Here is a 13,265-nt window from a genome sequence, read left to right as displayed (position 1 = left end):
CGTTGCCCCGCCCACGTCCCGCGCGGGCGCAACCTCTGGGAGTCCCTTTCCATGCGCAAGCATTTCGTCTCGTTCTCGCTGGCGTGCCTGATGGCCACGCTGGCCCACGCCCACGGCGGCGCGCCCACCGCGCCCGGCTCGGTGCAGCTCGGCCCGCGCCCCTTCTTCCTCGTCGACGACATGAGCGACGGCCCGCTCAAGCGCCAGCTGCAGCAGTGCGCCCAGCGCGGGGTCTACACCTCGCGCGCGTTCTCGATCGGCCACCGCGGCGCGCCGCTGCAGTTTCCCGAGCACACCAAGGAGAGCTACGAGGCCGCCGCGCGCATGGGTGCCGGCGTGCTGGAGTGCGACGTGGCTTTCACCAAGGACAAGGAACTCGTCTGCCGCCACGCGCAGAACGACCTGCACACCACGACCAACATCCTGGTGACGCCGCTGGCCGCCAAGTGCAGCAAGCCCTTCCAGCCCGCCACCTATGACGCCGGCGGCAACCTGCTCACGCCGGCCAGCGCCGAATGCCGCACCAGCGACATCACGCTGGCCGAGTTCAAGACCCTGCGCGGCAAGATGGACGCCTTCGATCCGCGCGCGCGCACCGCGGCCGAGTACCTGGGCGGCACCGCGAGCTTTCGCACCGACCTCTACGCCGGCCCGAGCAGCGGCACGCTGATGACCCACAAGGAGAGCATCGAGCTGTTCAAGCGGCTGGGCGTGAAGATGACGCCCGAACTCAAGAGCCCGGTGGTGCCGATGCCCTTCAACGGCTTCACGCAGGAGGCTTATGCGCAAAAGCTGATCGACGAGTACAAGCAGGCGCGCGTGGCGCCTTCGCACGTGTACCCGCAAAGCTTCGACATCCGCGACGTGCTGTACTGGGTCAGGAACGAGGCCGCCTTCGGCCGCCAGGCGGTCTACCTCGACGACGCCAACGTCGTGGCCGACCTGCCGAGCTACGCCGAGCTGGTCGGCTACAAGACCCAGGGCATCAACATCGTCGCGCCGCCGATCTTTGCGCTGCTGGCGCTGGACGCGGGCGGGCGCATCGTGCCCAGCCAGTACGCGCACGACGCGCGCCAGGCCGGCCTGGACATCATCAGCTGGTCGCTCGAGCGCTCGGGCGTGCTGGCCGACGGCAACAACGGCTTCTACCTGCAGACCGTGGATTCGGCGATCAAGACCGAAGGCGACGTGTTCCGCGTGCTGGAAGTGCTGTCGCGCGACGTCGGCATCATCGGCATGTTCTCCGACTGGCCGGCGACGACGACGTTCTTCGCGAACTGCATGGGGCTGCGCTGAGCGCAGGGCCGGTGCCGGCAGGCACCGGCTGGTTCGGTGGCGCCGTTGGCGCCACACTTCGCCCATGCCCCTGCCCCCGCCGACGCTTCACACCGCTCGCCTGTTGCTGCGCCCGTTCGCGGACGCCGATGCGAACGCCCTCTTCGCACTGCACAGCAACCGCCACGTGCTGCGCTACTGGGACGCACCCGCCTGGACGGAACGCGCGCGGGCGGAACGCTTCATTGCGGCGTGCAGGCAGATGGCGCAGGAGGGCACCGGCGCGCGGGTCGCGATCGAACGCGCCGGCGGCGCGTTCATCGGCTGGTGCGGCCTGGTCCGATGGAATCCGGACTACCGCAGCGCGTCGATGGGCTACTGCCTCGACGACGCCGCATGGGGCCAAGGCTTTGCCACCGAGGCCGCGGGCGCGCTGCTGCAGTGGGCCTTCGACACGCTGGACCTGAACCGCGTCCAGTCCGAGACCGACACGCGCAACACGGCGTCGAGCCGCGTGCTCGAGAAACTCGGCTTTGTTCGCGAAGGCCGGCTGCGGGAAGATTGCATCGTCGACGGCGAGGTTTCGGATTCCTGGGTGTATGGGCTTCTGAGGCGGGAGTGGAAGCCGTTGCCGTCGCGTTCGCGGGCGGGTTGAAGCGCCGGCCCGAGCCATTGGTCACCAGGAAGCGCCATGTCCAAGGGCTATTGGGTCACCTGGTATCACGCGATCGACGATCCGGCGGTCCACGAGCGCTACGCCGCCGCGGCCACCGCCGCCATCGAGGCCTTTGGCGGTCGCTTCCTGACCCGCGGCCTTGCGGTCGCATCGTTCGAGGGCCATGGCAAAGGGCCTCAACGCTGCGTCGTGGTGGAGTTCGACAGCGCGGCCATGGCCGTGGCCGCCTACGAGAGTGCGGCCTACCGGGCCGCCCTGGCCTTGCTGGGTTCTTCCGCCGATCGGGAGGTCCGCATCCTCCAAGGCACCGAGATCCCCGGCTCGCCAGAATGACCTCCTCGCCGCCGCGATATGACGAGGTCGAGACCCAGGCTGCTCGAGGTGCACGGCACGCCCTTGGCCGTTCGCCTGGCAGGTGATGCGCGCAAGCCGGCGCTCCTGCTGATTCACGGCTTTCCGAGCTCCTCGGCATCGTTTCGCCGCGTGATCGGCCCGCTGGCGCGCGAGTGCTTCGTCGTCGCGCCGGACCTGCCGGGGTTCGGGGCTTCGCAGCCGATCGAAGGGCCCACGTTCTCGCGTTTCGCGGACCTGGTCGACGGGCTGCTGGCGCAGCTCGGAATCGAGTCCTTCCTCATCGTGCAGAACGCCAACGCCCACCTGAGCGTGCTGGGGGCGCAGTGGGCGGCCACGCGGGGGACAATCCCACGCCGCTGCGGCTGGCCGAGGCCAGCGCGCACCTGAGCTTCGAGGGCACGCGCGACCAGTACGTCGGCGGCGTGCCGGCGGACATTGCCGCGCGCATCGACTCCCGGCGGTGGGAGGAAGACTGGCGGGTCATGTCGCTGCCCGGCCGGCTCGAAACCCAACGCGCGTTGCTGCTCGACTACCGCAGCCATGTCGCATGGTTCGACGACATCGCCCGCTACCTGCAGCACTCCCAGCCGCCGGCGCTGCTGCTGTGGGGCCGGCACGATGTCTTCTTCGAACTCGACGAGACGCTCTCGTGGATGAAGGCGCTGCCGCGCATGGAGGCGCACATCCTCGACAGCCCGCACTTCCTGCTGGAAACGCATGCGGCCGAACGCGCGGCATTGATGAGGTCTTTCCTCAGGCGCCATTGAGGAGCCGGCGCGCCCGCGGATGCGGGCACGGCGATTGCCGAACCCGCCTGCGCGCTTGCGGCGCACGGCGCCGTGAAAGGAGACGAGGCCATGGGCAAGTACTTCATCGGGTGGCTGCTCGGCGTCCCCGCGGTCGTGCTGGTGATCCTGTACCTGATCTTCGGATGACCGGCCGAGAGAGTGAATCTGCCGCGCGGCGCGTCGAGGTCGGGGACCTGACGCAACGCAATGTGCGCGCGATCGAGCGCCTGACGAACATCGAGCGCGATCGCCGTGGCAGGCTCGACCGCATGGTCGACCGCGTCAGCGCGATTGCCGCTCGCGCAGCAGATCGAAGCGGCCGAGCGCAGGTGAGCTGGGCCGCATCGCGGGCGCGTCATGCGCGCGTCAGCTCGCGCGCGGCGGCCCTGCCGATTCAGTCAAGCGCAAGGCACGGCTTTCCACAATCGGGCGCATCTCAACTACGGAGCCTGCATTGCTGCCCGTTCGTTTCCTTGCCGCCGCCACCGTCATTGCCGCCGCGGCCTCGCCGGGCGTCTACGCCCGCTCCGAGGTCTGCCACGCGACCTCCGAAAAGGAAGTGGCCGCCCTGTTCGACCGCTGGAACGCCTCGCTGCAAAGCGGCGACGCGAAGAAGGTGGTCGAGAACTACGCAGCCAAGTCGATCCTGCTGCCCACCGTCTCCAACAAGCCGCGCCTGAGCGCGGCCGAGAAGGAAGACTATTTCGAGCACTTCCTCGCCCGCAAGCCGGTCGGCGCGATCGACAGCCGCAACATCGAGATCGACTGCAACACCGCCATCGACGCCGGCCTCTACACCTTCTCGTTCGCCGACGGCACCGCCGTCCATGCGCGCTACACCTTCACCTACAAGTGGGACGGCAAGCGCTGGGCGATCACGAGCCACCATTCGTCGGCGATGCCGGAGCACAACTGAGCTTGCGGCCTACAGTCGGGCTCCGGTATGGACCTGGAGCCTGACTCATGCTTCGTGGAAGCTGCCTGTGCCAGGGCGTTGCGTTCGAGATCGACGGCAGCGTCATCGATCTCCTCTACTGCCATTGCTCGATGTGCCGCAAGTCGCACGGCTCGGCCTTCCGAGCGCGCGGCAAGGTCAGGACGGCGGATTTCCGCTGGGTACGCGGCGAAGCGCTGGTGCGCTTCTACGAGTCCTCGCCCGGCACTCACCGCGGCTTTTGCTCGGTGTGCGGCTCCAACCTGTTCAGCAGGTTCGATGACAAGCCCAAGGTCCTGGGCCTGGCGCTGGGGGTGCTCGATGACGACCCGGTGAACCGGCCGCTGTGCCATGTCTTCGTCGGCTCGAAGGCGCCGTGGCACGAGATCGCCGATGGGCTGCCGCAGTTCGACGAGCTGCCGACGCGCCCGCTCGAGCCGCCGCCACGCTAGCGCTAAGCTGCGCTTCCCAGGCGCTGCTCACGGAGGCCGCCATGCCGGAGCAATTGACCAAGCATCCCGAGGTCACGCTGCAGGTGCTGCGAAGCGCGGGCGCCAAGTGCGCCGAGAACGCCCCGCAGGCCATCCTCACCCAGTGCCCCGCCGAGCGCTTCTGCAAGCTGCCGGGCGGCGAGATCTGCGTCTACGGGCTGCCACAAGCCAGGAACATGACGCAGATCACCGCCGCCGACTGGCGCGCGCTGCTGCAGTCGCTCGATAACAAGACGGGCTCGTCGGCCTTGGGCGCCGACGGCCTGGCCGGTGCCGGCATCGGCATCACCGCGGGGCTGCTGGCCGCGCTGGCGTTCAGGCGCGCGCGTCGATAGCGGCGCTCTCGCGCTGCCAGATGCCGTCGAGGATCGCCGGGATCTCGAACACCGCGCGGTTGTCGATCTTCGCGAGCCGCTCGCGGTAGCTCTCGAGCCCGTCGGCCACGCGCTGCACCGCGGCGCGCACGCCGCGAAAGCTCGGCAGCACGACGCCCGCGCCGTGCTCGCGGATCCACTGCGCGTTGTAGCGCTCCTGCGGCATGGTCCAGGCATTGCACGTCACGATCACCGGCAGGCGCTGCTGCACCGCCTCGCTCACGCTGCCGGGGCCGGGCTTGCCGATGAAGAAGTCGGCCAGGCGCATCCAGTACGGGATCTCGCTGGTGAAGCCGAGCACGACGCGCGGCGCGCTGGCCGGCAAGGCGCGCAGGCGCCGCTCGAGCGCCTGGTTGTGGCCGCACAGCAAGATCAGCTGCACGTCGTGCAGCTGGCGCGCGATGCCGTCCATCGCCTTCGAGCCGTGGCCGCCGAACAGCACCAGGCCGGTCGGCCGGTCGGCGTCGAGGCGCCAGCCCGCGCGTTCGGCGGCGCGGTCGATCGCCGGCTGCCGGTAGAAGCCCGGGCGCAGGATCATGCCGCTGGTCGCGTGAACGCATGCGGGCGCGTGGCCGGCGGCCAGCGCCTGCGACACCGCGCGCGGCGTGCCGCAGATGAAGTGCTGGCGCTGGCCGGTCTCGATCCAGAAGTTCGGCGGGTGATCGGCCAGGTCGGTCAGCACCGTCACGTAGGGCACGCCGGGGCAGGCGGTGGCCAGGCCTTCGTGCAGTGCGCGGTTGAAGTTGGGGATCAGCGAGACCACGAGGTCCGGCTCGCTGCGCGCCCAGTGCGACGCGAGCCGCTTGACCAGCTGCGCATGGCCCAGGCGGATCACGCCTTGCAGCAGCTTGAGCTCCTGCGCGAGGCCGAGCGTCCAGCCGCGCGCGAGGCGCTTGTTGTAGATGTCCTCGGGCCCGATGCCGGTGAGCCTGCGAAACAGGTCCTGCGGATCGAGCACGTCGGTCAGGTTGACCAGCCGCACCTGCCAGTGCGGCCGCTGCTCGGCAAGCGAGGCTTCGAGCGCGAGGGCGGCGGCACGATGGCCGCCGCCCGCATTGAAGTAGACGAGATCGATGGTCGGCATGCTGGGATCGGCAGCCTGCCGGCCTCGCGTGTCGGCGTGATGACGTTCAGGCCTGCCGCGGGCCGCCGCGCCCCGGCGCCCCGTCGGCCGCGATCACGGCGCGCTCCTCGTGATGTTCCAGTTCACCGCCGCGGTGCCCATGCCCTGCGGGTTGCTGTAGCCGTCGGCGACCAGGCCGACGCCCAGCCCGCCCGGCGCATAGGTGCCGGCCGCGTCGGGATCGAGCCGCGGCGGCATGCGTTCGTCGCCGGCAAGATGGTCGACCGCACTGACCCTGACGTTGCCGCGCGCGAAGCCGCCGACGTTCTGCACCCGCGGCACATCGTTGGGCTCGCCGGTGTGCGTGACCACCGCCACCTGCGCGGTCACCGAGTAGCTGCAGTTCGTGTAGTCGACCACCAGGGTCACGCCGCTGAACTGGTTCTGGTCGAGGTTTTCGCCGATCGCCGGCAGGCCCTCGCCGTACATCCGCGAGGTGACGTCGCCGCTCGTGTGCGTGTCGCCGAGCGACGCGACGCCGCGCGTCGTGAGGCCTTGCCAGGTGCCGAACAGGTCGTTCGTGTCGACGCGCGTCATCGTGCCGAGGATCTTGCCGTACTGGTTCAGCTTCAGCGTGCCGAGCGGTCCGGAGCCTTCGAACTGGTAGCCCAGCTCGACGCTGTAGTCGAGCTTGTCGGCCTGGCGCAGCCAGGCGCAGTCGGCGACCGGCAGGATCCAGACATTGGCGACCAGGGTGTAGCTGTCGCCGCTGTTGACCGCGTCGCCGCTGGCCGTGTAGCGCACCGAGACCGCGACCGGGCCTTCGCCCGGCACCTGGGCCGGCGCGGTGAAGCGGCCCGCGCCGCGGTACTGGGTCGGCGCGCTGGGGAGCTCGGCCACCGTGCCGGTCGCCGCGGAGCCGCCGAGCACGCCATTGACCGACCAGTCCTCGAGCTCGCCGGGGCTGATGCCGGTTTCGGTGCAGGGCTCGAGCGCCAGCGTGATCTCGTCCATCGAGACGCCGGCGCAGCTGACCGCGACGAGGTCCAGGGTCTGGCCGACCGGCACCACCGCGCCGGCTGGCTTGAGCCGCAGGTCGGTCGTGACGGCCCAATCGCTGAAATGCGTGGTCTGCACGCTGACCGTGCGCGCGGCGGCATCGCGCTGCGGCGCGCGCTGCGCCGACCAGCGGCCCTGCGCGTCCTGGGTCGCGATGCGCAGGGCGTGCAGCGAGGTGCCGTCGAGCGCGGCGTCGTCGGCGTGGAAGGTGATGGTCATCGGCACCGGCGTCGACAGGCCCTCGGGCGTGATGCGCCAGGCCGCACCGAGCGCGCCGTGCGCGGTGTTCGTGATCGGCTGGATCGCGACCGTGGTCGGCTGCGCGAAGGCGCCGGCCGGCACCGTGACGCTCAGGCGTCCGTCGGCGCTCGCGACGCTGCCGCCTTCGGCGCCGATCAGCGCCGAGCTGGCGGTGCCCTGTGGCGTGCCGCGCGCGGTCGGCGTACCGGTGGCGGGCTGGCTCGGGCCGTCGGGCGTGGCCGGCGCGCCGGCTTCGCCGCCATCCGAGCCGCCGCCGCAGCCGGCCAGCACGGTCGAGGCGAGGAAGGCGACCAGCCAGGTGGCCAGCCACAGGGCGAAGGCCTTCGCGGGCGCCTGATCGCGGCGCGGTGGGTTCAGGATGTGCATGTCGTTGTCCTTGTGGGAATTCATGGCGGGCGTTGCGGTGCGTTCGCGATGCGCGACCCGCGTTGCGCATCGACCTCGTCGCGCACCGCGTCGAGCGCGGCGTCGAAGGCCGGCGGCATGGTCGCGGGCGGCGGCGCGCCGCGACAGACCTCTAAATGGTCACGGCCCAAAAAGGGGGGTCAGTCCGCGGACGCTTCCGCCGCGCGGCGCGGCGGCTTCCACGGGCCGTGGCAATCCGTGACGTCATTGCGCGGCGCTGTCACACGCGCATCACGCGGCTGTCGCCCAATGCCGCCGTCGCCCACCTGCCGGCGCCACCGACCGCCTCGTGCCCCCAGGCTTCTACGCTCTCATCGCTGCGCAGTTCGTTTCCGGCCTTGCCGACAACGCGCTGCTCATCGTGACGATCGCGCGCCTGGGCGAGCTGTCGGCGCCGGCGTGGTGGGCCGCCTTGCTCAAGCTCGGCTTCACGCTCGCCTACGTGCTGCTCGCGCCCTTCGTCGGCGCCGTGGCCGACGCCTGGGCCAAGCCGCGCGTGATGATGGTGGCCAACGCGCTCAAGGCCGCCGGTGCGGCGCTGATCCTCGCCGGCGGCGATCCGCTGCTGGCCTTCGGGCTCGCGGGCGTCGGCGCGGCGCTCTACTCGCCGGCCAAGTACGGCCTGATCACCGAGCTGCTGCCGCCGTCGCGCCTGGTCGCGGCCAATGGCTGGATCGAGGTCTGCACCGTCGGCGCGATCCTGCTCGGCACGCTGGCCGGCGGCGCGCTGGTGAGCCCGCTCGCGCAGGCCGATGCGGCCTGGGCCGCACCGTGGAGCCCCGCCACTCACGAAGCCACGCGCCTCGTGCCCGCGCTCGCCGCCGTGCTCGCGCTGTACGCGCTGGCCGCCGCGCTCAACCTCGGCATCCCCGCCAGTGGCGCCGCTCGCCGCGCGCTGCCCTGCGATGCGCGCGCGCTGCTGGGCGGCTTTGCGCGCGACCACCTCATGCTCTGGCGCGACGCGCAAGGCGCACGCTCGCTCGCTGTGACCACGCTGTTCTGGGGCGTCGGCGCGACGCTGCAGCTGGTGATGCTGCGCTGGGCGCAGGAGTCGCTCGGCCTGGGGCTGCACCACGCGGCGATGCTGCAGGCCGCCGGCGCGATCGGCCTGGTGGCCGGCGCCACCGCGGCGGGGCGCTGGGTGTCGCTCGGGCGCGCGTTCGGCGTGCTGCCGCTGGGCATCGCGATGGGCCTGCTGCTGCCGTGCATCGTGTTCTGCGAGACGCCGGCGCAGGCCTTCGCGCTGCTGGTCGCGGTGGGCGCCTGCGCAGGCTTCTTCGTCGTGCCGATGAACGCGGTGCTGCAGCACCGCGGCCACGTGCTGCTGAGCGCCGGGCGCTCGATCGCGGTACAGAACTTCAACGAGAACCTCGGCGTGATCGGCCTGCTGGCGGTCTACGCGGCGCTCGGCGCCGCCGAGCTGCCGTTGCCGACGCTGATCTGGTGCTTCGGCCTCGCGGTCGCCGCGGCGATGGCCGCGATCACCGCCCGCCAGGACCGCCACGCCCCGCCTCACCCTCACGCCGCCAAGGAGAGCGCATGAAGATCCTCATCGTCACCGACGCCTGGGAGCCGCAGGTCAACGGCGTGGTGCGCACGCTCAAGATGACGGTGCGCGAACTGCAGCGCCTGGGCCACGAGGTTGAGCTCTTGTCCCCGCAGGGCCTGCGCTCGATGCCCTGCCCGAGCTACCCGGAGATCGAGCTCGCGCTGGTGGGCCGCGGCGAGGTCGCGCGGCGCATCGACGCCTTCGCGCCCGACTGCCTGCACATCGCCACCGAGGGCCCGCTCGGCTGGCTCGCGCGCTCGGTCGCGCTGCGCCGCGGCTGGCCCTTCACCACCGCGTACCACAGCCGCTTTCCGGAGTACGTGCATGCGCGCATCCGGCTGCCGTTGGCGTGGAGCTATGCGGTGCTGCGGCGCTTCCACAACGCCGGCGTCGCGACGCTCGCACCCACCGCGGCCATCGTCGACGACCTGCGCGCGCGCGGCTTCACCAAGCCGCGCTGGTGGTCGCGCGGCGTCGATCTCGAGATGTTCCGCCCCGACGGCGCGCGCGTCGAACGCGACACGCAGCCGGTGTTCCTCTACGTCGGCCGGCTCGCGGTGGAAAAGCAGGTCGAGGCCTTCTTGTCGCTGGACCTGCCGGGCGAGAAGTGGGTCGCCGGCGAAGGGCCCGAGCGCGCGAAGCTGCAGGCGCGCTATCCGAACGTGCGCTGGTTCGGCGTGCTCGGCGGGCCCGAGCTGGCCGCGCTGTACCGCAGCGCCGACGTCAAGGTGTTCCCGAGCCTGACCGACACCTTCGGCCTCGTGATGGTCGAGGCGATGGCCTGCGGCACGCCGGTCGCCGCGTTCCCGGTGCCGGGGCCGATCGACGTGGTCGGCCAGTCCGCCGGCGGCGTGCTCGACACCGACCTGCGCGCCGCCTGCCTGCGCGCGCTCGAGCTGCCGCGCGACGCGGTGCGCGCGCATGCCGAGACCTTCACGTGGGAGCGCGCGACGCAGCAGTTCGTGGAGGCGATGCAGCCGATCCCCGCCATGGCACCCGGCCGCGCGGTGACGCCTTCTCCCTCGGGCACGGGCTTGGGGTGAGCGCGCCGATGTTCAGGCCGGCAGCGCGCGCAAGGTCTGCAGCATCTGCTGCTCCAGCGCGTCGACCGCGCGCGAGCCGCGCGAGGCCTTGCTGCGCAGCGCCGCGACCTCCATCGACGGCAGCGGCGGCAGGCCGTGGCGCTCGCCGAGCACCTGCAGGTGCGCCGGCACGCTGCAGCGCGTGAGCACGGCGACCGCGATGCCGCTGTCGACGGCCGCCAGCTGCCCGGCCAGGCTCGAGCTGTCGTAGACCACGCGCCAGGCGCGCCGCTGCGCCGCCAGCGCCGCGAGCGCGTCGCGCCGCGCCAGGCTCGCCGCCTCGTACACCGCGATCGGCAGCGGCTCGCGCCGCCAGGCCTCGTGCTGCGGCGCGCCGACCCACACCAGCGGCTCGTGGAACAGCAGCGTGCCGCGCGTGGGCCGGTCGCGCGAGACCAGCGCGAGGTCGATCTCGCCGCGCTGCACGCGCGGGATCAGCGAGGTCGACTGCTCGCAGTCGAGCACGATCTCGACGCCGGCATGGCGGCTCGCGAAGCTGCGCAGCACCGGCGTGAGGTAGCGCTCGGCATAGTCGTCCGGCACGCCCAGGCGCACGCGCCCGGCGATGCGCGGGCCGTGCAGCGCGGCGAGCGTTTCGTCGTGCAGCTCGAGCAGCCGGCGCGCGTAGCCGAGCAGCTCGGCGCCGGTGGGCGTGAGCTCGAGGTGGCGCGGGCCGCGCAGCAGCACCGGGCGGCCCACCGCGTCCTCGAGCTTCTTGAGCTGCATGCTCACCGCGGACTGCGAGCGGTGGATCAGCGGCGCGGCGCCGGAAAGCGTGCCGGCGTCGACCACCGCGACGAAGGCGCGCAGCCAGTCGAGCTGCAGGTCGGTGTGGCGCATGGCTTCTCTGGCCTCCCATTCGTTTATCGAATCCTAAGCTTCAAAAGGATTCGCTTCACGCAAGGCCATGCGTCGCCGACGATGAAGCCATGAGCAACGTCGCCCTCCCATCCACGACGCCGGCCGCCGCCGGCGAGGCGCGGCGCGGCACCGCACTGATGGTCGCCGGCGGCCTGCTGCTCGGCACGCTGGGCGTGTTCCTCGAAGAGGCCGGCCAGGCGCCGCTGACCGCCGTGTGGTTTCGCTGCGCGTTCGGCGCGCTCGCGCTGCTGGCCTGGGGCGCGATGAGCGGTCGCCTGCGCGAGCTGCGCCTGCGCGGCGCGGCCTGGGCCGCCGCGCTCGCCGCCGGCGTGCTGGTCGTCCTGAACTGGGCGCTGTTCTTCGCCGCGATCGAGCGCACCTCGATCGGCCTGGCGACCGTGGTGTTCCACGTCCAGCCGCTGTGGGTGATGCTGCTGGGCGTGTGGGTGCTGCGCGAGCCGCTGTCGGCCCGGCAGGGGGCCGCGGCCGCGGTGGCGCTCGCCGGCCTGGCGCTCGCGACCGGGCTGGCCGGCAGCGACGTGACGCTCGATGCGCGCGCGCTCGAAGGCATCGCGATGTGCCTGGGCGGCTCGCTGAGCTATGCGGCGGTGACGCTGATCGCCAAGCGCGCGCGCTCGGTCAGCCCGTTCGCGCTGGCGTGGTGGCAGTGCCTCGTCGGCACGCTGGCGCTGCTGTGGTGGCCATTCGCCAACGGCTGGCCGCAGGGCGCGCCGGCCTGGGCCTGGCTCGCCGGGCTGGGCGTGCTGCACACCGGCCTGGCCTACGTGCTGCTCTACGCTGGCATGGCGCGACTGCCGGCCGGGCGCGTCGCGGTGCTGCAGTTCGTCTATCCGTGCGCGGCGATCGTCATCGACGCGGCGGTCTACGGCCGCTCGCTGGGCGTGGTGCAGCTCGCCGGCGTCGTGCTGATGGGCGCGGCGCTGTGGCGCGCCGGCTCGACCGATCGCAGCCAGCGGTCGAGCGCCACGGCCAGCGCCGCGCCGGCCAGCTCGGCCGCGACGAAGCCCGGCACGCTGGCCGGCGCGATGCCCGCGAAGCTGTCGCTGAACATTCGACCGAAAGCGGCGGCCGGATTGGCGAACGAGGTCGACGCGGTGAACCAGTAGGCCGCGCCGATGTAGGCCGCGACCATCGCCGCGACGCGGCCGGCCGGCGCGCGCAGGATCACGAGCAGCAGGCCGAAGGTCGCCACGGCCTCGGCGATCCACTGGCCGACGCCGCTGCGCGGCCTGGCCGAGAACTGCCAGATCGCCATCTCGAACATCGCATGCGCGAGCCAGGCGCCGAGCACCGCGCCGGCCAGCTGCGCCGCGGCGTAGGGCAGCAGCAGGCCGCGCTCGAGTTCGCCGCGCCAGGCCATCGCGCACGAGACCGCCGGATTGAAATGCGCGCCGCTGACCGGGCCGAACACCTCGATCAGCACGTACAGCCCGCCCACCGTGGCCAGCGTGTTGGCGAGCAGTGCGATCGCCACGTTGCCCGCGGCCAGGCGCTCGCCCATCACGCCCGAGCCGATCACCACCGCGAGCAGCAGCGCGGTGCCCAGGCCCTCGGCCAGCAGCCGCCGGGATACGCCGCTCATCGCCGCGCGATCTCGTCGAGCGCGGCCTGGAGCTCGGCGTCGCTCATGGTGTCGATCGGCAGCTGCAGCAGCTGCAGCATGCGGTAGCCGATCGCCTGGCGCGTGAGCTCGAAGGCCTGCGGCTTGTCGGCCTCGGCCGCGTTCGACGGGTCCGGGTAGCCCCAGTGCATCTTGACCGGGCTGCCCGGCCAGAACGGGCATTGCTCGGCCGCGGCCTGGTCGCACACGGTGATGACGATGCGCATGCGCGGCGCATCGGGCGCAGCGAACTCGTCCCAGTTCTTGCTGCGAACGCCCGCGGTGTCGATGCCGGCGCGCTCCAGCGCGGCGAGCGCATGCGGGTTGACGCGCCCGCTCGGTGCGCTGCCGGCGCTGTGCGCGCGCACGTCGCGCCCGAGGCGCCGCGCCCAGTGGTTGAGCATGGTCTCGGCGAGCACGCTGCGCGCCGAGTTGTGGGTGCACAGGATGAGGACGTGGGCGGTCATGTGCG

General features: G+C 71.9%; 15 protein-coding genes and 1 pseudogene. 11 read left to right on the top strand and 5 right to left on the bottom strand.

The genetic code is table 11. From position 1 onward, the window contains the following. Positions 1-51 precede the first annotated feature (51 nt). The 8 genes from ACO2TI_RS05795 to ACO2TI_RS05760 all read left to right on the top strand — a co-directional run bounded on the left by ACO2TI_RS05795 (position 52) and on the right by ACO2TI_RS05760 (position 4,853). Entirely contained in the window at positions 52-1,296 is a 1,245-nt protein-coding gene (locus ACO2TI_RS05795) for a glycerophosphodiester phosphodiesterase family protein (protein WP_423282652.1), read from the top strand. A 64-nt stretch (positions 1,297-1,360) separates the two neighbouring features. Beyond that, on the top strand, positions 1,361-1,930 hold the full coding sequence (locus ACO2TI_RS05790; RefSeq protein ID WP_423282650.1) for a GNAT family N-acetyltransferase: 570 nt from the start codon (positions 1,361-1,363) through the stop codon (positions 1,928-1,930). Between the two features lie 36 nt (positions 1,931-1,966). After that, positions 1,967-2,284, top strand: a complete 318-nt coding sequence (locus ACO2TI_RS05785; RefSeq protein ID WP_423282648.1) for a DUF1330 domain-containing protein — start codon at positions 1,967-1,969, stop codon at positions 2,282-2,284. 18 nt (positions 2,285-2,302) lie between these two features. After that, the gene (locus tag ACO2TI_RS05780) at positions 2,303-2,692 is read left to right on the top strand and encodes an alpha/beta fold hydrolase (protein ID WP_423282646.1); all 390 of its coding nucleotides are present in this window, start codon (positions 2,303-2,305) and stop codon (positions 2,690-2,692) included. Next, positions 2,629-3,072, top strand: a complete 444-nt coding sequence (locus tag ACO2TI_RS05775) for an alpha/beta fold hydrolase (protein WP_423282643.1) — start codon at positions 2,629-2,631, stop codon at positions 3,070-3,072. The genes ACO2TI_RS05780 and ACO2TI_RS05775 overlap by 64 nt, the downstream gene beginning before the upstream one ends. Before the next feature lie 511 nt (positions 3,073-3,583). Then, the gene (locus ACO2TI_RS05770) at positions 3,584-4,009 is read left to right on the top strand and encodes an SgcJ/EcaC family oxidoreductase (RefSeq protein WP_423283320.1); all 426 of its coding nucleotides are present in this window, start codon (positions 3,584-3,586) and stop codon (positions 4,007-4,009) included. Between the two features lie 47 nt (positions 4,010-4,056). After that, positions 4,057-4,479 (top strand): GFA family protein, encoded by a 423-nt coding sequence (locus ACO2TI_RS05765; RefSeq protein ID WP_423282640.1) that lies wholly within the window; start codon positions 4,057-4,059, stop codon positions 4,477-4,479. 41 nt (positions 4,480-4,520) lie between these two features. Continuing rightward, a complete protein-coding gene (locus tag ACO2TI_RS05760) occupies positions 4,521-4,853 on the top strand; it encodes a hypothetical protein (RefSeq protein WP_423282637.1) in 333 nt (110 codons plus the stop codon). On the opposite strand, the gene ACO2TI_RS05755 is transcribed toward ACO2TI_RS05760, so the two are convergent. Together ACO2TI_RS05755 and ACO2TI_RS05750 are read right to left on the bottom strand one after the other, a co-directional pair. Continuing rightward, positions 4,834-5,976, bottom strand: a complete 1,143-nt coding sequence (locus ACO2TI_RS05755) for a glycosyltransferase (RefSeq protein WP_423282634.1) — start codon at positions 5,974-5,976, stop codon at positions 4,834-4,836. The genes ACO2TI_RS05760 and ACO2TI_RS05755 overlap by 20 nt on opposite strands. A 93-nt stretch (positions 5,977-6,069) precedes the next feature. Then, positions 6,070-7,665 (bottom strand): hypothetical protein, encoded by a 1,596-nt coding sequence (locus tag ACO2TI_RS05750; protein WP_423282633.1) that lies wholly within the window; start codon positions 7,663-7,665, stop codon positions 6,070-6,072. 304 nt (positions 7,666-7,969) lie between these two features. Here ACO2TI_RS05750 and lplT point away from each other — a divergent pair, with 304 nt between their 5' ends. After that, positions 7,970-9,223: a lysophospholipid transporter LplT gene (gene lplT / locus ACO2TI_RS05745; RefSeq protein WP_423282631.1), complete on the top strand. Its 1,254-nt coding sequence runs from the start codon at positions 7,970-7,972 to the stop codon at positions 9,221-9,223. After that, the gene (locus ACO2TI_RS05740) at positions 9,220-10,272 is read left to right on the top strand and encodes a glycosyltransferase family 4 protein (RefSeq protein WP_423282630.1); all 1,053 of its coding nucleotides are present in this window, start codon (positions 9,220-9,222) and stop codon (positions 10,270-10,272) included. Before lplT ends, ACO2TI_RS05740 begins: the two co-directional genes overlap by 4 nt. 12 nt (positions 10,273-10,284) lie before the next feature. On the opposite strand, the gene ACO2TI_RS05735 is transcribed toward ACO2TI_RS05740, so the two are convergent. Further along, a complete protein-coding gene (locus ACO2TI_RS05735; protein WP_423282627.1) occupies positions 10,285-11,151 on the bottom strand; it encodes a LysR family transcriptional regulator in 867 nt (288 codons plus the stop codon). A gap of 89 nt (positions 11,152-11,240) precedes the next feature. Between ACO2TI_RS05735 and ACO2TI_RS05730 the strand changes: the two are divergent. Beyond that, positions 11,241-12,056, top strand: a pseudogene (locus ACO2TI_RS05730) (DMT family transporter); the annotation flags it as partial. On the opposite strand, the gene ACO2TI_RS05725 reads toward ACO2TI_RS05730, so the two are convergent. Then, a complete protein-coding gene (locus ACO2TI_RS05725) occupies positions 12,056-12,775 on the bottom strand; it encodes an aquaporin (RefSeq protein WP_423282625.1) in 720 nt (239 codons plus the stop codon). The pseudogene ACO2TI_RS05730 and the gene ACO2TI_RS05725 sit on opposite strands and share 1 nt — an antisense overlap. Further along, positions 12,772-13,260, bottom strand: coding sequence for an arsenate reductase ArsC (locus ACO2TI_RS05720; protein WP_423282623.1), 489 nt, complete (start codon positions 13,258-13,260; stop codon positions 12,772-12,774). The genes ACO2TI_RS05725 and ACO2TI_RS05720 overlap by 4 nt, the downstream gene beginning before the upstream one ends. Between the last annotated feature and the right edge of the window lie 5 nt (positions 13,261-13,265).

Source organism: Caldimonas sp. KR1-144, from assembly GCF_049446155.1.
Lineage (GTDB): Bacteria > Pseudomonadota > Gammaproteobacteria > Burkholderiales > Burkholderiaceae_C > Rivibacter.
Note: the sequence above shows the minus strand (reverse complement) of the source record. Positions and strands in the feature narration are given on the sequence as shown.